This is a genomic window from Stieleria neptunia (assembly GCF_007754155.1).
GTDB classification, from domain to species: domain Bacteria; phylum Planctomycetota; class Planctomycetia; order Pirellulales; family Pirellulaceae; genus Stieleria; species Stieleria neptunia.
In genome coordinates this window covers 559,471-582,571 of record NZ_CP037423.1, presented here as the reverse complement: position 1 = coordinate 582,571, position 23,101 = coordinate 559,471, and the positions used below count along the sequence as shown (strand labels likewise).

Here is a 23,101-nt window from a genome sequence, read left to right as displayed (position 1 = left end):
ACATAGGGTTTTCGTGGTCGAAAGACTGTGCGGGTTCGAATCCCGCCTACGATCCGCGATCGTAGTGGTGCAATTGGAAGACACGCGAAAGAAGTCTCTGGTCAACACTTCGTCAGTTGTTTTTGAATAGCCGAACAAGGCGACTGCCAGTTTGGAATACATGGATTAAGACACGTGCTTGCACGAGAAGCGGGTTCGAGCCCCGCCCAGCATCGCTGGTCGTCTATCTGATGCTTCTGAACGACCACCTCGTCGCCACCAATACACAATTGACTGCCGTATCGGAGTACATCCACCTCGTAGGTCGCGGGTTCGATTCCCGCCAACATTGCCAAGCGGTGTTGTAGCTCAGTTGGGAGAGCGACGAATCCTCTCTGATCAATCACCTCGTCAATTGTTTTAAACAGACTTTGTGGGATGGGCATCCTGCGTGTCATTTCAAGACATGCCAGCAGCCTATTCCACTACCAATACACGACTGACTGCCGAGTTGGAGTACATCGACTGTTAATCGAAGGATGCGGGTTCGAGTCCCGTCGGCCCGGCCTAGCCGAACCGTAGCTCAATTGGGAGAGCTTATCTCTGACACACCACTTCGTCAGCCGTTTTTCAAATCGCTCGTGAGAGTTACCATGCGTGTGCAATTTCAGTTCTTCGTCATTACGAACTCGGACGCCGAGTAATCGGGCGTCCGTGGAAGAATCTTTGCACACACAGAACTTACTTTCATTAAGCGATATGAACCATGGAAACCACAACTGAAACCAACTACCAGACGACCGTGGCAGCACGAGTCGCCGGAGAAGACATCAAACAAGGAGACTACGTCACGGTCTTGAACGAGATCGTCGAATTGCCTTCGTTCCTGTGGGGCTGCTCCGGCGGCACCCTTCCAGCGGACGAACCGGTTCGACTCCGTTACATGCCCAGTGACGCGGGTCAGCCGTTCAAAGTCGTCGCCGTTTGCCTTCCGTTCGTTTACACCAAGCGACCGAAAGGCGGCACGAAAACTTTCGACACTCGCCAAAACCAACTCGTCCGGCTGGACCCGGACAGTGGCCGCGTGGTGTGGAAAAGGCTGCGAAAGTCTTTGAAGAAGAAACGGAGATAACAAACGCACACGATCGACTGCCGATTCGGAGTACATGCTTCAGGAGCCGGGTGTCGTGGGTTCGAGTCCCACCGGCCCAACTTGAGTCCTGAGCAGTGAGTCATGAGACCTGAGTGATTTGCTCACATCTCAAGACTCGGGTCTCAAGACGATTCCCGGGCCGTAGCTCAGTGGCAGAGCACCGTAGAGTCTCTGGTCATACCTTCGTCGATCGCGTTTTGATTTTCCGAACTGCATCACAACCAACAAGAATCTGACGTAGTGGACGAGGTAACGAGTCCTTCCCCGCAACACCGAAGCGGGGACTCGTCACCTCGTCCACTACAAACCGAACACATTCGACTGCCGGAGTGGAGTACGAAAGAAGTTTGAATTAGGAAGAGTGAATGGTGAAAGCTATTCCCGAACTTTCTTGACGATCGTCGTGAGAATCGCGATGAGTTCGTTGCATTCCTCCATCAGCGACTTTAGGCGGTCGGCCGGAACGATATCCGTTTCTGCGATCAACCTTAACCAATACAACGTTTCTCTAGCCTCACGACATGCAATGTTGCACTTCAACGCGAAATCCTTACGACTGTGACTCGCTTGGCCTTCTTCGATGTTGGCCCCAACAGATGTTCCCGAGCGGATCAGTTGCCGACCCAGCGTTTGAGCGACACCGCGTTGCTCTTCCAATGTTTGGCAGAGTTTGACAATTCGCTTGGCGAATGTGAACGTCCGATCCGGTAAATCACTTTTCAAATCAATTACCCCTGTCGCGAGTGTCAGCACCGGATTCTACCGGTCTTTCCTTTCACACTTCACCCCTCACTATTCAAAATTCTCCCATGGTTAACAAGAGTCTATTTTCAAGCATCACTAGCGTTCTACCACGAGCAACCACCGTCAACGAAGCTGGCGGTCCAGCGTACAAGTTCCCGGCGAAGCATGCGCTTGCGCAATTGGCGGCTACCGGTACGTTCGGCAACGTGTTCTATGCGTCCGCAAAGGATCAACTCGAGCAGCTGCGCAAGCTGATCGACGAAGTCAACGACAACGAGTACCTGGCGAAGCTGGCGGTCTACTCGCGTGAGCGAGCGTACATGAAGGACATGCCGGCGGCGCTACTGGTCACTTTGTCGACTCGCGACACCACGTTGATGCACAAGATCTTTGACCGAGTTGCCGACAACGGCCGCGTTCTGCGCACGGTGTTCCAGATGGTTCGCTCGGGCCAGTTCGGTCGCAAGGGTCTGTCGTCTTCGCTTCAGCGTGCGTTCCAGCGCTGGCTGAACGAGGCTTCGACGGGCAAGTTGCTCTCAGCTTCGATCGGTAACGATCCGAGCCTGCGCGACGTCCTGCGAATGGCACGTCCGACGCCGCAGGATGACGCTCGGCGAGCGTTGTTCGGATGGCTGACCGACAAGGAAGTCGACAAGTGGGCTCCGGCAACGGAAGCTGACTTGCCGTCAGCGGTTCAGTCGTTGAACGCGTTCCGCGCAGCCGACACGGCTGAGGCTCAAGCGTTAATTGCAGGTGACCTGCAAGTTCGATGGGACCTGTTGGCCGACACGGCCAAGGGTCCGCTCGTCTGGAAGGCAATCGCCCGACAGATGGGGCCGCAGGCTCTGCGCATGAACCTGAACACGCTGTTGCGTCATGACGTTTTCAAGAATGGTAACAAGCCTGACAACACGATGATCGATTACGTTGCCGGCCGCATCGCGGACCCGGAAGCGATCCGTCGTTCACGTCAGTTCCCGTACCAGTTCTTGGCGGCGTACCTGAACGCAGCGGAGGAAGTTCCACACAAGATCAAGTCTGCGCTGCATGACGCGGCGGAGATCGCGTGTGGCAACATCCCGCAGTTGCCGGCGCCGGTCGTCATCGGCCTGGACACGTCTGGATCGATGGGATGCTCGGTGACCGGATGGCAGGCTCAGAGTCGATCATCCAGGGGCCGCGCATCGAAGATGCGTTGCGTTGACGTCGCCGCGTTGTTCGCCGCAGCGATCCTGCGTCGCAACCCGGACAGCGTCGTCGTTCCGTTCGATACGCGTGCTTACAACCTGTATGGAAGTGGCGCAAAGATCGATCCCTCGGATTCGATTCTGAGCCTGTCGGCACGACTGTCGAAGTACGGCGGCGGTGGAACGGATGTCTCGTTGCCGTTGGTCGAAGCGAACAAGCGTTACGCAAAGCGTGCGTTTGCTGGAATCGTCCTGGTCAGCGACAACGAAAGCTGGATCAACTCGGGACGACGTTACGGCTACGGCCAAAACGGTTCAACCGGTGTGATGACGCAGTGGGAGAAGTTCAAGAAGACTCAGCGTGGACACGGCATCGCCGATCCGAAGCTAGTCTGCATCGACATCGCCCCCTACGGCAACACGCAAGCACCCGATCGCCAGGACATCCTGAACATCGGAGGCTTCAGCGACGCCGTCTTCAACGTGGTCTCATCGTTCCTGTCAGCCGACAAGAACCGATTCGTCCGAGAGGTCGAATCAATCGAACTGTAAGCCAATAAGGCTGAACAACGAAACGCCCTCGGTCGAGCAATCGGCCGGGGGCGTGTTTCATTTCACGCCAAGTCGTTTCAGCTGGGCATCGAGGGTTTGATAGTGCTTCATGCCGAGCAACTCGGCGGCTTTTGCTTTCACCCCATGTGCTTGGTCCATCGCCCGTCGCAGTAGATCTTCACGAAAGTTGCCGTCTTGGACTTCTCTACGAAGGTCGCGACTGGTCGCCGCCACGACACGGACGTCCGCAGTTATGCCCTCGGTGTCGCCAATCGATGAAAAACCAGGTGGTTCTTCGGGACCCTCGTCAACGAGGTGCTGCCAGAACCGGTGCGGCTCACTAAGGAGCTTTGGCACGACCTCGACGGTGACATCAAACGGGATACGCTACCAAGGTTTCGATCTGATCTGCGAATTGCCGCTAACACCGATTGCGGAAAGTCTGTTCCGCTCGTCAGATTCAGAGGCGCCCCTGTAGCTGATCGGCATTGTTCGTCGCGATACGATGGGCAAGAAGACTGGTCAAACGCGACGGTAGTCGTCTTCTGCAGTCGCAAAAACTAAATTCGAGTATTTTTCAAGGATGTTGTTAGCAATTCCTGTTCGCGTTCGGCATACGATAGAAAGACAGTTGTTTCGCGTCGGCCGTGCACATGAACGAAGACCAAAAACGGGTAAAATTCACACAATGCTGGCTTGAGGCTGAGCCGGCCGTATCGGCGTATGTGTTCGCCTCCATTTCTCAGTTTCACGATGCCGAAGACGTCGTTCAGCGGATCGCCCAGGAACTGGCTCGTCGGTTTGACGAGTATGACTCGGGACGGCCGTTCGTCGGCTGGGCACTATGGATTGCCAAATCTCGAGTGATTGATTTCTACCGCACTCAGGGGCAATCGAGGGTTGTTTTTTCCGATGAATTGCTCGGCCAACTTGCTGACACAATCGCCCAGCAGGCTGATGGTCGTAGCCAACGTCGCGAAGCACTGGAGTCGTGTCTGGATGAACTCCCACCTCGGTCGCGTCGGTTGCTCGATTTGCGGTACGTCGGAGAACGTTCAGCCGCCGAGATCGCTCGGGAAATGGGATCGACCAGCGGCTCAGTACGGGTCCTGCTGACACGTGCGCGTACGGCACTTGCCAGTTGCATCGCACGACGTCTTGCGGTGGAGAATCGGTAATGACCGTCGACGATGAACTGATCGATCGCATGCTTTCGGGAGAGCCGTCCGACGAAGAGGTTGCAGCGTTTCAGCAGTGGCTTAAGACCCCCGCCAATCTTCAGCGGTTCGCGCTTCGCGCCGAGCTTCATTCGGACTTGCGGCAGTCACTGCGGCGCCGACAGATCCAGGCTAAAGCGTTGGAAGCGAACAACGATGCTTCGGCGATTGCTCCCGCTTTGGCGTCACAAAAACATCAGCCGCCGAGCTTTCGATCACCGAAAGTGTTGCTGACGATGGCGGTCGGGCTGGCGACAGCGGCTTGTCTGCTGATCGCTTTCTTGGGGCCCCACCGCGGCGACCATCCAGCCAGTGTTGGTCGCGTCGCGGCATCCGTCGTCCGCAACGTGGGTGCATTACTTACAAAAAGCGATCGGCAATGGGACGATCCGCAACTGCCCGTGGGCGATTATGAGTTGCGGAAAGGGTTACTGAATCTGCAGTTCGGTGGCGGTGTCATGGTCTATGTGGAGGCTCCTGCCCGCTTCGACGCGGTCAGCGACAAGCGAGTCGTACTTCACAGCGGGCGTCTGTCAGCCACGGTTCCTCTCGAGGGCATCGGGTTTACGGTGGAAACTCCCGAGGCGGAAGTCATTGATTTTGGCACGGAGTTCTCCGTCGATGTTGAGGGCGGCGCGAGCGAGGTCCATGTTTTTGATGGCCTCGTGCGTGTGAATCCGTGGACATCGAATCAGCGTGACGCTTCCAAGTCAGTTGATCTTCACGCGTCGGAGGCCGTCCGGATTACCGGCGGGGCGACTGACCCGGTGGGCATCTCCGTTGAGACCAACCGATTCATTCGCAACTTCGATGAACCGAGGTTGAACTACGCTCGCGCAATCAAGCGGTTGTCGCCTGTGGCCTATTACCGAATGCCAATTCGCGACCGCGGACTGGTATCGGAACCGCCCGAATACTCCGGCATCGTTTTAACAGGGGAAGGCAAACGCCCGCCACATGCCAAGGGTGTCTTTGCCGGCGGCTCTCTCCGAGTCGGAGTCGACTCCATCGGTCGTGGCGGACGCGTCGATTCGCCGCCGGCGTTGAGCACAGGGAGGTTCTCACTGGTCGTGTTCGTGTATCTCGAAGCGCCCGAACGAAACGCAAGGGTTGCCACGAACTGGAATGGTGAACGTGGCAACTTTGGTTTGTCTCTTAACGAGAACGGATTGCTGCAGGTCCGCATCAGGAGCGGCGATGGAGAGGTATCGTCCATCGAAGGTGGATCAGGATTACCGCTGAAAACGTGGCGGCACATCGTTGTGACTGCTAATGGTGAGCAATTGCAGCTCTACGAAGACGGGAAACTCGTCTCGTCCAAACCCTGTGCAGTCGTGGCAGCCAGCGACTCCGATACGGTCTGGTTCGGAACCGACGCCAACGCGGCGCAGGTGTGGGACGGCCGGATCGATGAGGTGGCATTATTCGACAGAGCACTTGCCGCGGAAGACGTCGCGGCCCTTTATCGCACCGCTCAAGAGGAGATTGCCAGATCACGATGATGACAACCAAACGGGCAAGAGTGCCCGTCCCACAAAGAAAGCTACAACTCATGAACCTACCCACGCAATTCTTTTTCACCATCGTTTTCTTGGCAAGCTATGCTGCCCATCTGTCGGCAGCCGAGACGCGACCCAATATCGTGTTTCTGGCGGTGGACGACATGAACGATTTCGTCGGATGTCTGGAGTCACGCCCGGGTGCGGTCACACCCAACATCGATCGGCTTGCCTCTCGTGGCGCGTGCTTTACCAATGCACACACCGCCGGCGTGTTTTGTGCGCCCAGTCGGGCGGCTATTTTTTCCGGCCAGCACGCTTCGACAACCGGATGCTACAACACGCCGAATTACTTTGTGCATCATCCAGAGATTGAATCGCTGCAAATGAGCTTTGCCAAAGCGGGCTACACGACGCTGGGCGCTGGCAAGCTGTTTCATCATCCTGCCGGAGCGATTGACAAGCGTGGTTGGACAAAGTTTTTTCTGCGAAATCAGTTCCAACGTGAAGGCGGTTGGGCTCTGGAATCGTGGAGCAGCGACACGCCCGTGCCACAGCCCTTTCCGGCCAGCATCTACAACCAAGGCAAAGAGATCACCGGAGGACTGTTCCTGGAATGGGGAGCGATTTCGAACGACCAGGAAGAGGAAATGGCCGACACGATACGAGCCAACTGGGCTGTCGAACAACTGGGGCAAACACACGACAAGCCGTTTTTTTTAGCCTGCGGCTTCTATGCTCCTCATTACCCCAACTACTGTCCGCAGAAGTATTTTGATTTGTACGATCGAGACGCCATCGAGACTCCGGCGTTCAAAGAAGATGACTTGGACGACCTGCCGGACAAGATTCGTAGGCAACGCCAGAATCGCAAGGCCCTTCACTATGACAAACTGGTTGCGATGGGTGCCTGGAAAGACGCGCTGCACGGATACCTTGCCTGCACCAGCTACGCCGATGCAATGGTTGGACGAATTTTGGATGCACTCCAAGCAAGCCCCTCTGCCGACAATACCATCGTCGTGCTGTGGAGCGATCACGGTTATCACCTCGGTGAAAAAGGCCAGTGGGGCAAACACACGTTGTGGCAGCGGACCTCCAACGTGCCGTTCGTGTGGGCCGGCCCCGGCGTGGCCGAAGGTGCTCGAACGGACGTGACGGTCAGCCTGATCGACATCTATCCGACGCTGGTTGAAAAATGCAATTTACCGACACCGCATCAGGAGCTGGAAGGCGTTTCGCTGGCAGCGACACTGAATCAGCCCGCCGAAGCCGAAGACCGAACGGTGTATCTGCCCTACATGAACCCCGGTGAATACGCGGTCATGAATCGCGACTGGCGTTACATCCATTACGACGACACGAACCAGGAACTGTACAACGTCAAAGAAGATCCGCACGAGTGGAACAACCTGGTGTCCGATCCGCAATACGCTGACGTCATCACCACGCTGCAGGCTTCAGCACCGAAGGAATTCGCTGATCCGGAACCCAAGTTGAACGCGAGGCGTGATTTGGTCGTCGAGGGCGAAGCGTTCCGCTGGGAGAAAGGCAAAGGTAACTACGTTCCCCATCCAAAGTACTTGCCCTACACCGACCCTGCAAAGAAGCAAGTACAGCCGAAGAGAGATTGAGCAACAAATGAAACCAACATTTCTCGCAGTGACGATCTTTTGCGTGACCGTCACCCTATCGCACGGCCAGTCAACGGCGCAGCGACCGCCGAACATCGTCTTCATGTTCGCTGATGATCTTGGTTACGGCGACCTCGGCTGCTACGGGCATCCATATGCGAGGACGCCCGCGCTTGATCAACTGGCTAAAGAAGGAACGCGGTTCACGCAGTTTTATGTGACGGGCGTAACCTGTAATCCGAGCCGCACGGGACTGATGACGGGGCTGTTCCCAGCTCGATTCCCGAAGTACGCAGCCGATTTTGGTTTCGGCGAGCGTGTGACGATCACCGAATTGCTGAAGAAACGCGGCTATCGGACGAGTCACTTCGGCAAGTGGCATATTGGCCCGGATGATGCGCACGGCACGTACGGTATCGATACAGTACAAGTCATCGGCAAGAGCCGCGACAAGACCACCGGTGACACCGGGCGTGACGACGACCTGTATTCGGCCGCGATCGACTTCATTCGCGAAAACAGGGACGGGCCCTTCTACGTCAACGTTTGGGGACACGCGACACACTTCCCTGTCAATTCTGCCGACGGACTGGTCGCTGAGTTCAACGATGTCACCGTCGACCGGAACGAATTCTCGCCGACTATGCAGCACAAGTTCGATGAGTGCGTGAAGATCGGCGGCGACCTCGATGAATCCATGCAGCAATACCTCGGCGATGTCTACCAGATCGATCGCAACGTGAATCGTCTGTTGAAGACGCTGGACGAACTTGGGTTGCGGGATAACACCATCGTCGTGTTTTCCAGCGATCACGGCCCCGCACCCGTGATACTGGGCAAGCAGGGGGCCCGCGAGTATTCGAAGAACATGCTCGGCTACGCGGGCGAATTCCGCGGCGGCAAGCACGAGCAATACGAGGGCGGAACGCGCGTGCCGTTCATCATCCGTTGGCCCGACAAGGTCGAAGCCGGTCGAGTCGATACCCAAAACGTCTGCTCGTTCATCGACTGGATGCCGACTTTGTGTTCCATTGCCGGAATCGAAGCACTACCGAAGAAATTCGACGGCGAAGACATGTCCGACATCTGGTTCGGAGCCGATCGCCCGCGAACAAAGCCACTGTTCTGGAAGACCAGCTCCACCGGCGGCACGCCTGCCATCCGAGATGGGAAATGGAAACTCCATCTGCCCCGCAAGCAACGCGGCGAACCGGAACTCTACGACTTGTCGATCGACCCGAGCGAAAGCAACAACGTGGCCCCAGAACATCCTGAGATCGTGAAACAGTTGTCCGTGAAGGTCAAAGCCTGGGGCGCCACGCTGCCGACGAAGTACACCAAAACCAAGGACAAACAAGATTGAGCCAAGCCAAGAAAACGAACACTCACATGAAAACACACCAATTTATTTGTGCAATATTCGTCGTTGCAGCGGCCAGTGGGGGCACGCCACGAACGCTGATCGCCGCCGAAAAACCTAACATCGTACTGCTGTTCATCGACGACTGGGCTTGGAACGGGTCGCCGGTTGCAATGGACGATTCGTTGGTCAACTCGCGAATGCCCGTTATTCAGATGCCCAACATCCAACGCCTGGCTCGCGAAGGCATGAAGTTTCGCAACGCCTATGCATCGCCGCAGTGCTCACCATCTCGCGTCTGCGTGCAGACCGGTCAGTCATCGCCTCGCAACGGCTTCACGGTCTACATGAACGATCGAGGACAGGAGTACTACGACGAGAGCAAGCAGTACGCCGACTTTCCCGTCGTGCCTTGCGTTTCGGACATGACCCTCGACGCCGATGCAGTGACGATCCCCGAAGCACTGAAACCACTCGATTACGTCAGTGCGCACATTGGTAAATGGCACATGCGAGGTGATCCCGACGACGAGGGTTACGTGGAGCACGACGGCGACACTGACAACAAGCCTGGCAATACGTTGAGCACTTTTGCCAAAGACGGCGAGCAGAAACCACGACGACTGCCTGAAAATTTGATCGATCCCAAGTTGATGTTCAGTGTCACCGAAAAGGCGATCGGTTTCATGGAGCATCAGGTCAAGGCAGACAAGCCGTTCTATCTTCAGATCTCACATTACGCCATGCACGCTGGGCAGGAGTGCTTGCCGGCCACGCGGGAGAAATACGCTGATCACCCGCTCGTACAGGCCTGGTATGAAGCCAACAACAAACATAAGGACACGGTTCGTATTGGCGACGACCCTGCGGTTTGGCTCGGCATGGCCGATGACCTCGATGGACGCATCGGTGCCGTACTGGACCGCATCGATGCGCTCGGAATCGCAGACAAAACGTACGTGATAATGGTCTCCGATAATGGCTATCGCCATGAGGAATTGCGTCTTCAGCCCGGTTTGACCCAGCCGCATCACGGGTCCAAGTGGTGGATTTGGCAAGGCGGGATTCGAGTGCCGATGATCGTCAGAGGGCCTGGAATCGCCGCCGGCAGCACGTTCACTGGCAATGTCGTCAACTATGATTTCCTGCCTACGTTTGTTGACTGGGCCGGAGGCGATGCACGCCAACTGGAAGGCATCGACGGCGTCAGTCTGGCTAAATACATGGCGGGTGAGAAACCGGACGATGCCTTTCTGAACCGCAACCTCTACTTCCACTACCCACACTATCGCACCAGCATGCCGCACTCGGCGGTCGTCTCTGGCCAGCGAAAACTATTGCACTTCTATGATCAGCGCGATGTTCCAATGTTATTCGATTTGTCAGGCGACATGGGGGAAGTCCATAACATCGCCGCACAGGAACCGGAAACGCACCGGCGACTATTCAAAGACATGATGACCTATTTTGAGAGTGTTGGCGCAAGGATCCCCAAGCCCAACCCGGAATTCGACGCATCTGCTTACCAGCAGGATAAAGATTACCCAAAACGCAAACTCTGGGGAGCGTTCACCGGAAGCAGACCGCTGGAAGATGACGAGACGTAGACAACATCGAATTAAGGCGAGCGGCAGATAAGTCTGCACTCGCCGTAGTGGACGAGATTACGAGTCCCTGTTGTGAACAACCGTGGCGAGGACTCGTGACCTCGTCCACGACACAAAGTTTTCATCTACTTCTCGCCTAACGGAACCCCAAGACAAATGTACCGGACCCTTTTTGCAATTTCAGTCCTTTGCCTGGCGGCTACGCATTCGCATGCTCAATCGGAGCCGCGAAAGCCGAATGTCATCTTCATCCTTGCGGACGATCTGGGCTATGGCGATCTGTCGTGCTACGGTGCCGAAGACATCGCGACACCGAATATCGACGGGATGGCGGCTGAGGGAACGAAGTTCAGCAGTTTCTACGTTTCGTCTGTCTGTTCTCCGACTCGCGCTTCGCTGATGACGGGAAGCCATTCCACTCGCGTCGGTATCGGCGGTGTGATGTTCCCTCGGAACAATCACGGGCTGAACCCCGATGAGATCACGCTGCCGGAGCTGCTAAAAGGTCAAGGTTATGCCACGGCCATCATTGGCAAGTGGCATCTCGGCAACCAAGACATGTTCCAGCCGCTCAATCACGGGTTTGACTACTGCTACGGAACGCCTTCGTCCAACAGCCAAGGCTTCTATCCCAACATCAAGCAGTATGCTTCCGATTGCGTGTTTCGCAATGGCTACACCCGCGAGAACGTTCTCGAATTGAACGAAGCAAAATGTCCACTCGTGCGGAACAACGTCGTCATCGAAGTTCCCGCGGATCAGACGCAGTTCACTCAGCGGTACACCCGCGAGACCATCCGCTTCATCACCGAGAACAAGCGCAAGCCGTTCTTCGTATACCTGGCGCACAACATGCCGCACATTCCGCTGCATGCATCCGAGAAGTTTGTCGGCAGCAGCAAGCGAGGTATTTACGGTGACACGGTTCAAGAACTCGACTGGAGTACCGGCGAAATTCTGCATTCACTGAAAAGACTCGGGCTCGATGAGAACACCCTGGTCTTCTTCACGTCCGACAACGGTCCGAACACCAGCACAGGTGGCAGTGCCGGAACGTTGAAAGGGGGCAAAGGCTCGACTCTGGAGGGAGGCGTACGAGTCCCGTTCGTTGCTCGCTGGCCAGACAGTATTCCTGCGGGCGCTGAATCTGACGAAGCGATTACGGTCATGGATTTGCTGCCGACGCTGACGCGGCTCGCCGGCGGAGAGGTTCCCAGCGACCGCGTGATTGACGGAAAAGACATCTGGCCGCTACTGGCCGGAAAGCCGGATTCCAAATCACCCCACGAAGCCATTTACTATCTGCGAGGCCGGGGCGTGCAGGCAATCCGCGTCGGCGATTGGAAGTACCGAGTCGCGACCGAAAAACCACCGAAGGAAAAGAGATCAAATCGACAATCCGTCAGCGACAGCAGCTCGAAGAAGGTCAGCGTCGAGACGCTATACAACCTGAGCGACGATCTCGACGAACAAAACAACCTGCTTGCAAAACACCCCGAGATCGCCAAACGGCTGAAGCAGCGAATGGATGATTTCGCAAAAGAGCTCCGCGCCAACTCGAGACCTGCGGGAGTAGCAAAACCTCACCACAGCCAGAATTGAATAGCTACAGACAAGGCGAATGGCAGATAAGTCTGTACCCGCCGTAGTGGACGAGGTTACGAGTCCCTGTTACGAGTCCCTGTTACGAGTCCCTGGTACGAGTCCCTGTTGTGAAAACCGTGGCAAGGAATCGTGACCTCGTCCACTACAGGTAAATTTCCATCTCCGCCAAATCACTGATTTAGCAATATGTGTTTATGCTCGACGATGAATAGACGACTAACATGAAATCCCTCTCTGCTATAGCAGTTGTCCTGCTATCCTCTTCGGTTGCGTCTGCAGCGAGTTCCGAGTGGCCGAACATCGTTGTCTTTCTGACGGACGATCAAGGATACGGTGATCTGGGTTGCTATGGATCAGAAGTCATTGCGACGCCGAATATTGACCGACTGTGCGCCGAAGGCATGAAATTTACCAGCTTCTATGTCCACAACCGCTGTTCACCCACACGTGCTGCCTTTATGACCGGCTGTCATGCTCCCCGAGTGGGTGTTGATAACGTGGTCTACCGGAGAGAAAGAACCGGACTTCACACCGATGAAATCACTGTCGCCGAGCTTCTTAAGACTGCGGGCTATGCGACCGGCATCGTCGGAAAATGGCATCTGGGCGAGTGGGAGGATTTCAATCCGGTAAACCATGGCTTCGACAGCTTCTTCGGTTTCATGGACTGCGATGACAAGAAGACAACCGCAATCTATCGCAATAAGGAAATTGTCGAGAAGATTAAACACAAGACGGACGGAACCCACTCGCCAAAGCTACTCGCCGCTGGCATTGAGTTCATCAAACAGCACAAAGAACAGCCCTTCTTCCTTTACTACGCTTCACCACTGCCGCATGTGAAGTGGCTTCCCCATCCCCGTTTCAAGGGAAGCTCCAAACAAGGTATCTACGGAGATGTGGTGCAGGAGATTGATTGGCAAGTCGGTGAGTTGATGAAAACACTCGAAGAACTCGACCTCACCGAGAACACGCTCGTCGTCTTTGCGTCCGATAACGGACCGCAGCTCAACGTGGAAGGTTACGGGAGTGCTGGAGTGCTGCGAGACGGCAAATGGACTAACTTTGAAGGCGGTATTCGAGTTCCCTGCATCATGCGGTGGCCAAGCGCGATTCCCCCGAATTCGACCAATGATGAAATCACCGCGATCATCGACCTGCTTCCGACGTTTTGTTCCATCGCAAGTGTGGCCCCGCCAGCGGACCGAGTGATCGACGGTCGCAACATCCTTCCTTACATGCGAGGTGAGCAAGTTGACACGCCGATTCATGACACCTTCATCGTGCCTGGTGCCAGCATTCGCCACGGGGGCTGGAAGCTGCTTGTCAAAGGCCAAAAACCCGGCGGCGGAAAGTCAGATCGGGTCGGAAAGACAGATCGAGTCCCCGCACCCGCTGGATCGCTTTTTAACCTGAAAGTCGATCCGAGTGAATCAACCAACGTTGCCGCCGAGTACCCAGATCAGGTCGCCGAGCTGACCAATAGGATGAACGATTTCATGAAAGACCTCGATGCACATTCTCGCCCCATTGGAAGCCTGTCAACGGAGAGCGGCAAGTAAATACTTACCCACCGAAGTGGTCGATTCTCAACTACCTCTCGCCGAAGAATTCAAAATTGAAGATGACAAATATGAACAAAATCTGGTTGGTATTCCTGCTGATTGTCTCATCGTTTGGTGTCACCAGGGCCGACGCGGCTGATCAGCCGATGAATGTGCTGTTTCTGGTTGCCGATGATTTGAACAGTTGGCTGCTGGACGATGCGGATCGCTACGCGGGTAAAGTCGTCGCGCCGAACCTTCGCAAGCTGGCTGACAGTGGAGTCAACTTCACACGCGCGTACACCGCAGCGCCGGTTTGTTCGCCTTCTCGCACCGCATTCTTTTCTGGCATCGCGCCCTGGAAGTCCGGGATCTACAACAACGCGCAGACCATCAACAAGAGTGAGGTCGTGAACGGGGCCGAAGTGCTATCACTGGCAGGACTGTTCAAGAAGAACGGCTACGGCACTTTTGGGTACGGCAAAATCACCCACGGCTGGGACCAGAAAGAACACTGGGATGACAAAGTTGGCCACAAACGCGATCCGGCTCCTCCCGGTGCGCCGCTGGCTGGACTCAGCAGGGGGGAACAGGATTGGGGGATGATCCATCTCACCGAGGAACAAATGAATGACACCGGCGGGGCCAGTAAGGCAATCGCAGTCCTGGAGAAGCAACACGACAAGCCATTCTTTCTGGCGTACGGCACGTTCAATCCGCACATGCCCTGGTATGTCCCGAAAAAGTATTTTGACATGTACCCTCTGGACCAGATTGTCCTTCCCGAGCTTAAGGAGGATGACCTGGACGACCTTTCTCCTTTGGCCAAAGCGGTGAGTGACGGGATCGGGAGCTTCGCCGACAAGGTCATCGAGTCTGGCCAGCACAAAGAGGCGGTGCAGGCCTACCTGGCCACAACTACCTACGTCGACACTCAGTTCGGGCGTGTCCTCGACGCCCTCGAAAACAGTCCGTACAAGGACAACACGATTGTGGTCTTCCTCACTGATCACGGATTTCACCTTGGAGAAAAACATCACTGGCAAAAGACGACGCTCTGGGAGGAGGGCACGCACACTTTGTTGATGTTTCGCGCGCCTGGAGTCAGCCAAACCAGCGACATGTCTGAACGGTTCGTTTCCCTGATGGACATCTATCCGACGCTTGCGGAACTCTGCGGCCTCGCGCCGCCCGCGTACATCGATGGACGCTCGTTAGTTCCGCTGCTCAAGGACCCAAAGGCCCCGTGGGAAAGCACCGCCATCACCGGTTTGTGCGATAAAAGCAAAACAGATCTGGCCTACATCAGCATCCGCAACGAACTCGGACGCTACACCCGTTACGGGGCGAACGAAGAGGAATTCTACGACACCACCAAGGACCCTCATGAGTGGACTAACCAGATCGACACCCCGGAATACGCCACCACCGTCAAAACGCTCCGCGCCCTGGTCCCCAGTTTCGAGGAGGCTGCTCAACCTCTTCCCTCTGCCCTGACCAAGGAGCGCAGGGAAACCCGAGAAAAGAAGAAAGAGAAAAAATAGTCCAACCCTTTCACATCGTGAGCATAAGCTGACCAATCATGAACTCATCACCTCAAAATCACGCTTCACGTCGAACGGCGTTGAAATCAATCGGCGCGACCACCGCGTTGGCCGCGTCTGGCGTCTTACCGTCAACGATTTATGCCGCACCGTCAACTTCCGCTAGCGACAAGTTACGCGTTGGATTGATCGGCGCTGGCGGGCGGGCCAAGTGGCTGACGCGCGCGCTGTCTCGCGAATCCCATCGAGCCGAATTGGTTGCCGTAAGCGATTGTTACCTTCCGCAGATCGACGCCCTTGCGGCTGATAACGAGAAGGATCCGACGGCCGGTGATTCCTGGCGACGCTATCAGAACTACGAACAAATGTTTGAGCAGGAAGATCTCGATGCGGTCATGATCGCGACTCCGGATCATGTGCGCGTGCGAGCGGCAATCATCGCCTGCACCAAGGGCCTGGATGTCTACGCGGAAAAACCGCTCAGTTTCAGCATTCCGGAAGGTCGTACACTGGTCAAAGCGGTGCGAAAGCACGAACGCATTTTACAGGTGGGCACGCAGCAACGCAGCACGCCGATCAATCAATATGCGTGCGAGTTCATTCGTGACGGTGGACTTGGGAAAGTCGCCACGATCCTCGTGAAGAAGTACTCAGGCTCTCGGCCTGCGACCGGCCTCGCCCGACAACCCGTTCCCGAAGGAATGGATTGGAATCGATTTTGTGACCAGGCAACGTTGCTCGATTATCACGAACAGCTTCATCGTCGGTGGCGAAATTTCGATACCTTCACAGGAGGCCCCATCTGTGATCGTGGGTCGCACGCGCTGGACATGGTTCATTTGGCGATGGGTTGGGAGAACGTCGCCCCCACTCGGATTGAACCCACCACAGAAGCGGAGAATGACAGGGATCGCGGTGTGAGGTTGTATTACCCGGACGGCACCGTCATTCGACTGGAAAGCACCGACGGACCGGCCTTTGGCGGAATCTTTATTGGCGAACGCGGCAAAATCGAAATCAATCGTGGGCGTTTTGCCTGCAACCCGAAGGACTTGCTTCAGCCTTTTACCGGCTCTCAAACTGAATCGCATGTCGGCAACTGGCTGGATTGCATTGAAACCCGCGAACAGCCCAACGCTCCGGTGGAAGTCGGCCATCTGATTACCAGCGTCGCGCACCTGATCAACATCTGTCGCATCACGGGCCGCACGATCAACTGGGACGCCACCAAAGAACAAATCATCGGCGATGACGCCGCCAATGCATTGCTGATTAAAGAACGACGTCCCGAGTTTTCACTTCCCAGCGTTTAGTTTTAGGATTTCATATGCTTTCCCATTTCCTCCGTTGTTCGGATCGCGCGAAAACGCAACGGTATTACTCAATCATCGCATTCGTGACGATCTCGTTTTGTTGTGGCTCCGTCGTCGCCGACGATTGGACTACCCTGTTCGAAGGTGACAGCCTCGGCGACTGGAAACCATCACGCGACAACACGCAATTTGCGATTTCCGATGGAGTGATCGTCGGCACGAGCTCCGACCAGACTCATTTTCTGCACACAGTCGAAACGTATGGTGACTTCGAACTCGAATTGGAAGTCAAGCTTCACGACACCGACCTGAATTCAGGCGTTCAAATCCGGACCGCGTTGACTCGTAAGAACCCAAAAGGAGAGCCAAGAGAATCGATCCACGGCCCCCAGGTCGATCTTGGGAGATCTCCCGGACGCAGCGGACACATTTTTAACCAGGGCAATGGTGCCTGGATTACGCCCAAAGAAGACTGGACCCGCAACGAGCTGATGGTCAATGGCGAGTGGAACAAGCTGCGTGTGTTGGCCGTTGGGCCACGAATTCAAACTTGGATTAATGGCAAGCAAGTCGCGGATGTCACTGATGACGAAGCCTACGCAAAGTATCCCTCCGGCGTGATCGCCTTGCAGGTACACGGTGTCAAAAAGTCACCCGAGAGACCACGCCACGTTTCGTTTCGATCCATTCGCATTCGCAGAATCGAATCGTCCAAATAACCCCCATCCCCACCCAACCCCATTGCGAAACGCTGACGACCATGAGTCTTCGCCATTCAGTGCTGAGATCGCTTCGCGCCTCTGTGCGCGATCACGTCCCTGCTTTTCACCTCGTTTGGTCGTGCATCGTAAGCCGCTGAGAAGCCCAACATCATGCTTCTGTATCTCGACGACTGGGCGTGGAACGGCACGCCGGTCCCGATGCTTGATGGCATGGAGAATTCACGCATGCCCGCACTACCGTTCGAGCATGCCGCACTCCACCGTCGTCTCTGGTAGTCGCAAGTTGCCACATTTCTATGAGCGACCGGACCTCCCCATGCTCTTTGACGTGACTTCCGACATGGGCGAAGTTCACAACATCGCACTCGCTCAACCGAAACCAACTACCGGACGACCATGGCAGCACGAGTCGCCGGAGAAGACACCAAGCGACCGAAAGGCGGTGATAGTGAAAGTGACAATTGTTTTGCTCACCATGTCAATGTTCGCTATATTGCTGACCGCTAAAACTGAACGACTGAAAAGGTACTGACGTCAACTAACGGCGCGTCATTGGTCATTGCATGAATCGAAACTCTTTCCGATACGGACTGGCTTGCTTTTTCATTGCGGCAGTCCTCGGCCCGCCTCATTTTGTTCACGCGGGAGATGACGCGATCGATCCGGACGTCTTGTTCATCGTCGTTGACGACATGAACGACTGGATTTCATTGCTTGATCCCGAAGCTCCGATCGAGACGCCGAATCTTGAGCGACTGGCACGTCGCGGCATGTTGTTTACGCGGGCCTACTGTGCTTCGCCGGCTTGCAATCCATCGCGGGCGGCCACTTTAACGGGACTGCGGCCCTCGACGACCGGCGTTTACGGTAACAAGAGCGATTGGCGCGGCGCGGTTCCCAATCGCAAAACGATCATGCAGCAATTCAATGCAGCGGGCTATGACGTGCGTGGAGCTGGAAAGATTTTCCACCATCACTTGGACGGAGCGTTTCACGACGACACATCATTCGGCGATTTCCAACACATGCGCCCACAGAAATACCCGACGAAGAAGTTGAACGGCGCTCCAAAGTATGGCTCCCGTAATACCGACTGGGGACAGTGGCCCAAACGGGTCGAAGACTCGATTGATTTTCATACGGCCGCCTACTGCGCCGAAGCACTGAGTCGCCCAGATCGCGACAAACCACTGTTTCTCGCTTGCGGAATTTACAAACCACATTCGCCGTTCTTTGCTCCTGCTGAATATCACAAGGCATATGACGACATCAAACTGCCCGCTCGAAAACCAGACGATTGGAGCGACCTTCCGCCCGGTGCGGCTTCGTTGGTCCGCAACAAGAAATGGTTCTGGCACGGCATGATGAACGTCGAGAAGAATCAACGAGGCTCTTACCAGAACTTCATTCGAGCATACGCAGCATGCGCCGCCTTTGCCGATGCTCAGATCGGTCGCGTGCTCGACGCGCTGGACGAGAGCCCGCGAGGCGACAGCACGATCGTCGTGTTGTGGTCGGACCACGGCTTTCATTTAGGTGAGAAAGACCACATCGAAAAATTCGCCTTGTGGGAAAAGAGCAATCACATCCCGTTCATTGTGGTTGCTCCGGGCGTGACGAAGCCCGGCAGTCGCTGTGGTCGTCCGGTGGACATGACCGCAATCTATCCGACTCTGCTGGAATTGTGCGGACTGCCCGCCGATCCAAAGTGCGACGGACGCAGCCTCGTGCCGTTGCTGCGAGATCCGAAGGGGAAGTGGGACCGACCTGCGGTGATGACTTACATGCGAGGCAATCACGCCGTACGAAGCGAGCGCTGGCGTTACATCTGTTACGCAGACGGCAGCGAAGAACTCTACGACCACGATGCTGACCGCAATGAGTGGCACAACCTGGCGGACAATAAGCGATATGCAGAGATCGTTGCCTCGCACCGCAGTTGGCTACCAACGACAGAAGCGAAACAAGTGCCGGATTTGAAGAAACCCAAATCGCAAACGGAGACGGTAAGATGACAACCTGCAACCGCATCGAAGCAGAGAAAACGAGATGAACGCGTGAAGACTCGGTGGCGCTGTGGCACCGACATACGCGCCGCTTGAGGACATTGGCGCGGTAGACTCAAAGAGGGTCGGCCTAACGGTCGAACACTGGCTCGACGGCGGGATCATCCAGGAACTTGGAAACGAGAGATTTTGCACGGTATTCTTCCGTTTTTCTCAGACATCTCAGTCAACAAAAACGCTTGCATACAGTTGTTATGCGGCCTGGCAACTCACAAATGACGGTCAATTCCATGGGATCCGGTTAATTTGACCGTCATCGGCTCGACGAAATATCGCTTTCAATAGTGCAGAGGAGCCTCCATGCACGATCACCTCGGCAGTTTGGCTGATGTCATTGGGGGGATTTGGTTTTTTACTCCAAAGGCTATCCCTTTGGGATCACCCACCTGAACGTCAAATCGCTGTTCGCGGTTTCACTCGGTCTGAAGCACGAGGTCGGCCTCGACGGCGCTTATGAGATGCTGGGACTGCAGATGGAAGGCACCCATCATAGAGGAGATGACGACGCCTGGAACATTGCCGGAATTTTGTGCCGGTTGCTTGCAGCCGCACAGAAGTCACACGAGTTCGGTTGGGCTCTTGTAATCGCAGCTCGCAACTTTATTCAGATTGCGTTTCACGAAGTCTGATCACGGCAGCGGAGGTGCCTGAGATGGTGGGCTGCGTGCGCCACGTGAATCTCCAAGATCCTGTCGCGTGGCAATCGGCCGAAACCAGGATGCGGAGCGAAGTTGCCGGAATGATTTGCCAAGCGTTCGACACTGGCAGCCAATGCGTCCACTTCGGCAGCATCGTCCAAATTGTCCGGCGGCACGAATATCGGTGCGGTCCGGATTCCGCGAGGTGAATCGCCACTGAGCACCTTCGTGTTCGGCGACAATTGGTTCTCCGCTTTAGCGACAACTAGTATTCCCGATTACGAATCCGATTTTTATTGAGAGGCCTTTGCTGACCGTCCAGCTGACTTCGTTTTCTTGGCTGTTTCCACGCGATAGCTTGGCACGTTCAACTCGATGATCACGCTGTGGTGAACCAAGCGATCGATCGCCGCCGCCGTCGTCATCGCATCTTTGAAGATCTGGTCCCACTTGCTGAACGCCAAGTTGCTCGTCAACAGAACACTCCCTCTCTCGTAACGTTCCGCCAGCAGCGTGAACAGCACCTCCATCTCTTCTCGATTCTGCTGCACGTAACCCAGGTCGTCGATCATCAGGCCCTCGAAACGAGACAGTTGCTTGATGTACTTCTGCAGGCGAAGATCCCGCTTTGCGATCAGCAACTGTTGCACCAGCAAGCTGCACGTTGTCAGAAGCATGCTCCGGCCTTGCTGGACGAGTTGATTCGCCAAGGCACAAAGCGCGTGACTCTTCCCCGCACCGGGCTGACCGAAAATCAGTACGTTCTCCCGACGATCCAAGAACGATCCCTCCCGAAGACTCTCCAGTTGTCGTGTCACTGACAATGGCAAGCGATCGAAGTTGAACGTCTCCCATGTCTTGCCCAGCGGAAGACGTGAGTTGGTCATTAGACGCTTGATCCGACTCTCGTTGCGGGCCTGGCATTCCAGTTCCGCCAGTTCCGATAAGTATTGAACATGGCTGAGATCCTCCGCGGCTGCTCGGTCGGCCGTCGCTTGAAACTGGTCGCGAAACATCGGCAGACGCAAGCTGCGAAACTGCTCCTTCAGCCGCTCCTCGGTCCGTTCGTTGCTCGTCCTCGTGGGCGGGGTCTTGGGAGGCTGCCGTATCGACGATTCGGTCTTTTTCGATTGGGGCTTTCGTGTGGTTGATTGATTCATCGTTTGGACTCTCCTTGTCAAACGTGTCAAATAATTCGTCATAGTCTTTCAAGTTCGGTGCTTTGACATCGATGTCGGTCACCGGCTTGATCTCGATCGCTTCACTCACCATCAGCCGAACCTGATCGACATCGATGGATTGTCCCGATTGGATTTGAAGACGCAGTGCATTCTGCACCGCATCTTGGCTTTCTCGAGCCGCTAATTGCAGGATCTCAAGATACTTCCTCACCGCCACCTTCTCGCTGTGAGCGTCGCATAGCATGTCATAGGCGATTCGGAAGTGACTCGTCGGGAACATGTCCTGACGGTATTTGTAGTTTTCGAATGCTCCCGGTTTGCGAACCAATGAATCGATCACGTGCCGGTAGTTGATGGCCGATCCGCCGACGCCAGTAAGTCGTGGCATCCGTTGCACGTGGATGCCGTGATGCGTCACATCGATCCACTCGGCACCGATCCGCACATCGACTTTTTGACCGATCAATCGGCTAGGAACCGAATAGATGTTTTTCTTGACATTAATCGTGCTGCTACTGCCGACGATGATGCCTTGTTGGTTGTCATCGGTATCAAGCTTACTATCGGGAAGTGGTCGCAAATGCGAGCGTTCAATTTCAAATCGATTTAAGCGCGCATCATTAGCGCGAACGATCAGGGATCGAACGAAATGCATGTAGTCTTCACGACTGGCGAAGTCGCGACTACCGCGAAGTAGCAATGCTTGGTCGACTCGATTCTTGAGATGACCGTTGGATGACTCAACGTCGCCGTTTTCGTTCGCACAGCGAACGTTGATTCGCTCTGACTTGGTGCCATAGTGATCCATCAACGCTCCATAGCGAGCAGTGAGTTCTTTCTTTGAAGAGTGATTGTTGATCGCAGCGCTAAGGCTATCAGTGCGGTGACGCTCGGGCACTCCGCCGAATTCCCAAAACGCATTTTGAATCCCCTCGCTGAGCGCTTCGAAAGATTCGGAGAAACACAGAGAGACCGACTCGACGTTGGAATACGTCAGGACACAATGAAAGAGCATGTGTTCAAACGAAACGCCCGCGATGGTCACGTTCAGTGTGTTCATGACGGTGAAGTCACTCGCAGCAACCCGAGCCGGATGATGGACCTGCGGGAAGATCACTGCTTTGTCTGGACCTTCTGTACTGCGCCACAATCGGACTCGACGTTCGAAGGTTCGTCGAGTGGAGTCTGGGTAGACGCCTGGATAGCGGTCTTGCAGCCACTGGAAAAGGGTCTTGGCCTGCAGTCGCGGTTCGGCCTCAAGCCTGATCTGCACCTCGTTCCAGACATCGGCGAATGGATCGATGCGAGTCCGGTAATCTCGCGGCTTCTTCCGCTGAGAGGGGAGCCGATTGTCGTTTCGATAATGTCTTGCCGTTTTCTCATCCATCTCAGTCATCCTTGACGATGCGGCCAGTGACTTGCCAGATGCTAGCAAACGCCGCAGTTCTTTAACCTTTCCGTCCGTGACCATCGCAATCTCCGTGAAAACAAGGAGTTACGATGATGACCCGAATCGCAAAATCCGGGAACGCATTGCCTCAACAATTCGGATACCG

19 protein-coding genes and 1 pseudogene are annotated in these 23,101 nt (G+C 55.4%); 15 read left to right on the top strand and 5 right to left on the bottom strand.

All coding sequences use genetic code 11. The features are described from left to right. Positions 1–745 precede the first annotated feature (745 nt). The gene (locus tag Enr13x_RS02045) at positions 746–1,111 is read left to right on the top strand and encodes a hypothetical protein (protein WP_145384473.1); all 366 of its coding nucleotides are present in this window, start codon (positions 746–748) and stop codon (positions 1,109–1,111) included. Positions 1,112–1,507: 396 nt separating this feature from the next. Here Enr13x_RS02045 and Enr13x_RS02040 read toward each other — a convergent pair whose 3' ends face one another. After that, positions 1,508–1,885, bottom strand: coding sequence for a four helix bundle protein (locus Enr13x_RS02040; protein ID WP_197455712.1), 378 nt, complete (start codon positions 1,883–1,885; stop codon positions 1,508–1,510). A 56-nt stretch (positions 1,886–1,941) separates the two neighbouring features. Between Enr13x_RS02040 and Enr13x_RS02035 the strand changes: the two genes are divergently transcribed. After that, positions 1,942–3,615, top strand: coding sequence for a TROVE domain-containing protein (locus tag Enr13x_RS02035; protein ID WP_145384472.1), 1,674 nt, complete (start codon positions 1,942–1,944; stop codon positions 3,613–3,615). 57 nt (positions 3,616–3,672) lie between these two features. Here the strand turns inward: Enr13x_RS02035 and Enr13x_RS02030 are convergent, their stop codons facing one another. Further along, a complete protein-coding gene (locus Enr13x_RS02030) occupies positions 3,673–3,972 on the bottom strand; it encodes a sigma 54-interacting transcriptional regulator (protein WP_145384471.1) in 300 nt (99 codons plus the stop codon). 296 nt (positions 3,973–4,268) lie between these two features. Here Enr13x_RS02030 and Enr13x_RS02025 point away from each other — a divergent pair, with 296 nt between their 5' ends. The 13 genes from Enr13x_RS02025 to Enr13x_RS01965 all read left to right on the top strand — a co-directional run bounded on the left by Enr13x_RS02025 (position 4,269) and on the right by Enr13x_RS01965 (position 20,355). Beyond that, the gene (locus Enr13x_RS02025; RefSeq protein WP_145384470.1) at positions 4,269–4,793 is read left to right on the top strand and encodes a sigma-70 family RNA polymerase sigma factor; all 525 of its coding nucleotides are present in this window, start codon (positions 4,269–4,271) and stop codon (positions 4,791–4,793) included. Next, a complete protein-coding gene (locus Enr13x_RS02020) occupies positions 4,793–6,334 on the top strand; it encodes a LamG-like jellyroll fold domain-containing protein (RefSeq protein WP_145384469.1) in 1,542 nt (513 codons plus the stop codon). The genes Enr13x_RS02025 and Enr13x_RS02020 overlap by 1 nt, the downstream gene beginning before the upstream one ends. A gap of 50 nt (positions 6,335–6,384) precedes the next feature. Beyond that, the gene (locus Enr13x_RS02015; protein WP_145384468.1) at positions 6,385–7,965 is read left to right on the top strand and encodes a sulfatase; all 1,581 of its coding nucleotides are present in this window, start codon (positions 6,385–6,387) and stop codon (positions 7,963–7,965) included. Positions 7,966–7,972: 7 nt separating this feature from the next. Further along, entirely contained in the window at positions 7,973–9,328 is a 1,356-nt protein-coding gene (locus Enr13x_RS02010) for a sulfatase family protein (RefSeq protein WP_231744378.1), read from the top strand. A 26-nt stretch (positions 9,329–9,354) separates the two neighbouring features. Continuing rightward, the gene (locus Enr13x_RS02005; protein ID WP_145384467.1) at positions 9,355–10,932 is read left to right on the top strand and encodes a sulfatase-like hydrolase/transferase; all 1,578 of its coding nucleotides are present in this window, start codon (positions 9,355–9,357) and stop codon (positions 10,930–10,932) included. 156 nt (positions 10,933–11,088) lie between these two features. Then, entirely contained in the window at positions 11,089–12,534 is a 1,446-nt protein-coding gene (locus Enr13x_RS02000) for a sulfatase family protein (protein WP_145384466.1), read from the top strand. Between the two features lie 224 nt (positions 12,535–12,758). Continuing rightward, positions 12,759–14,099 (top strand): sulfatase-like hydrolase/transferase, encoded by a 1,341-nt coding sequence (locus Enr13x_RS01995; RefSeq protein ID WP_145384465.1) that lies wholly within the window; start codon positions 12,759–12,761, stop codon positions 14,097–14,099. A gap of 62 nt (positions 14,100–14,161) precedes the next feature. Beyond that, entirely contained in the window at positions 14,162–15,625 is a 1,464-nt protein-coding gene (locus Enr13x_RS01990; protein ID WP_231744377.1) for a sulfatase, read from the top strand. Between the two features lie 38 nt (positions 15,626–15,663). Then, complete coding sequence (locus tag Enr13x_RS01985; RefSeq protein WP_145384464.1) at positions 15,664–16,938, top strand: Gfo/Idh/MocA family protein; 1,275 nt, start codon at positions 15,664–15,666, stop codon at positions 16,936–16,938. Positions 16,939–16,952: 14 nt separating this feature from the next. Continuing rightward, the gene (locus tag Enr13x_RS01980) at positions 16,953–17,657 is read left to right on the top strand and encodes a 3-keto-disaccharide hydrolase (RefSeq protein ID WP_145384463.1); all 705 of its coding nucleotides are present in this window, start codon (positions 16,953–16,955) and stop codon (positions 17,655–17,657) included. A 153-nt stretch (positions 17,658–17,810) separates the two neighbouring features. Continuing rightward, the gene (locus Enr13x_RS39320; RefSeq protein ID WP_261344167.1) at positions 17,811–17,936 is read left to right on the top strand and encodes a hypothetical protein; all 126 of its coding nucleotides are present in this window, start codon (positions 17,811–17,813) and stop codon (positions 17,934–17,936) included. A gap of 287 nt (positions 17,937–18,223) precedes the next feature. Continuing rightward, positions 18,224–19,675: a sulfatase gene (locus tag Enr13x_RS01970; protein WP_145384462.1), complete on the top strand. Its 1,452-nt coding sequence runs from the start codon at positions 18,224–18,226 to the stop codon at positions 19,673–19,675. A 395-nt stretch (positions 19,676–20,070) separates the two neighbouring features. Beyond that, positions 20,071–20,355, top strand: coding sequence for a 3'-5' exonuclease family protein (locus Enr13x_RS01965; protein ID WP_231744049.1), 285 nt, complete (start codon positions 20,071–20,073; stop codon positions 20,353–20,355). Here Enr13x_RS01965 and Enr13x_RS01960 read toward each other — a convergent pair. The 3 genes and pseudogenes from Enr13x_RS01960 to istA form a co-directional block, all read right to left on the bottom strand. After that, a complete protein-coding gene (locus tag Enr13x_RS01960; protein WP_315857101.1) occupies positions 20,343–20,588 on the bottom strand; it encodes a DUF1569 domain-containing protein in 246 nt (81 codons plus the stop codon). The genes Enr13x_RS01965 and Enr13x_RS01960 overlap by 13 nt on opposite strands. 69 nt (positions 20,589–20,657) lie before the next feature. Next, complete coding sequence (gene istB, locus Enr13x_RS39615) at positions 20,658–21,380, bottom strand: IS21-like element helper ATPase IstB (protein ID WP_390621092.1); 723 nt, start codon at positions 21,378–21,380, stop codon at positions 20,658–20,660. 541 nt (positions 21,381–21,921) lie between these two features. Next, positions 21,922–23,016: pseudogene (istA, locus tag Enr13x_RS39610) on the bottom strand (IS21 family transposase); the annotation flags it as partial. Positions 23,017–23,101: the final 85 nt, after the last annotated feature.